Annotated in this window: 1 protein-coding gene; it reads left to right on the top strand. The window is 43.2% G+C overall.

Annotation, left to right across the window (positions count from 1 at the left end; translation table 11 throughout):
- Positions 1 to 1016: IS256 family transposase (locus tag HC176_RS15515; RefSeq protein WP_167919879.1), on the top strand; the 1016-nt coding region annotated here is incomplete at its 5' end.
- Positions 1017 to 1062: the final 46 nt, after the last annotated feature.

Genomic DNA, 1062 nt, shown 5'->3' on the forward strand with positions numbered 1-1062 from the left:
GCTATGCTTCCAAAAAGATAAAAACAGCATTGGGAGAGACCAATATTAAAGTTCCCAGGGACCGCGAATCCTCTTTTAATCCTATGCTGGTCCCTAAACGCACCAACATGGTCGATGGCATAGAAAACGTTATTATCAGCCTTTATGCCAAGGGCATGAGCAATTCCGATATAGAAGAACAGATTCGTGAAGTCTACGGTTTTGATGTATCCACGTCCACCATATCCCGCATCACGGATAAAGTCACCAACGATATTGTAGCTTGGCAAAACAGGCCTCTAGAGCCTGTATACTTAATTACTTGGATGGACGGCATTGTATTTAAGGTTCGGGAGAACTCCAAGGTCATCAACAAAACCATGTACATTGCCGTGGGACTGCGCAGGGACGGCAAAAAGGAAGTGTTGGGACTTTGGCTTGGCAAGAATGAATCGGCAGCCTTTTGGATGAGCGTGCTTACTGATATTAAAGCCAGGGGCGTTCAGGACCTGCTTATAACCGCCACGGACAATCTCAACGGTTTTACAGATACCATAAAAAACGTTTTTCCTGAATCCAAGACCCAAATCTGTGTGGTGCACCAAATCAGGAATGCTTGCCGCTATGTGGTTTGGAAGGACAAAAAGGAGTTTACAAAGGATATGAAGAACATCTACGATGCACCCACCAAAAGCGCAGCAAAAGCGGCTCTGGAGGACTTTGCCCAGAAATGGGAACACAAGTACTCTTACGCTATTAAAAGCTGGAGGGACAATTGGGAAGAACTTACCGCTTTTTACGAATTCCCTGTCGAAATCAGAAAAATCATTTACACTACCAACCTTATTGAAAACCTTAATGGAAAAATCAGGAAATATACTAAAAACAAGCTCTCGTTCCCAACAGATGAGGCCGTTATGAAGTCCACTTTTTTGGCTCTTAGAGAGGCAACTAAGAAATGGTCGATGCCCATTAGGAACTGGGGCATTATTTTAAACCAGTTTTTGACTATATTTGAAAAAAGGGTCCGGCTTTAATCAAGCCAAACCCTCGATTTATAACTTACACACTTCTCGGGATAGT

The organism is Tamlana crocina, from assembly GCF_012037625.1.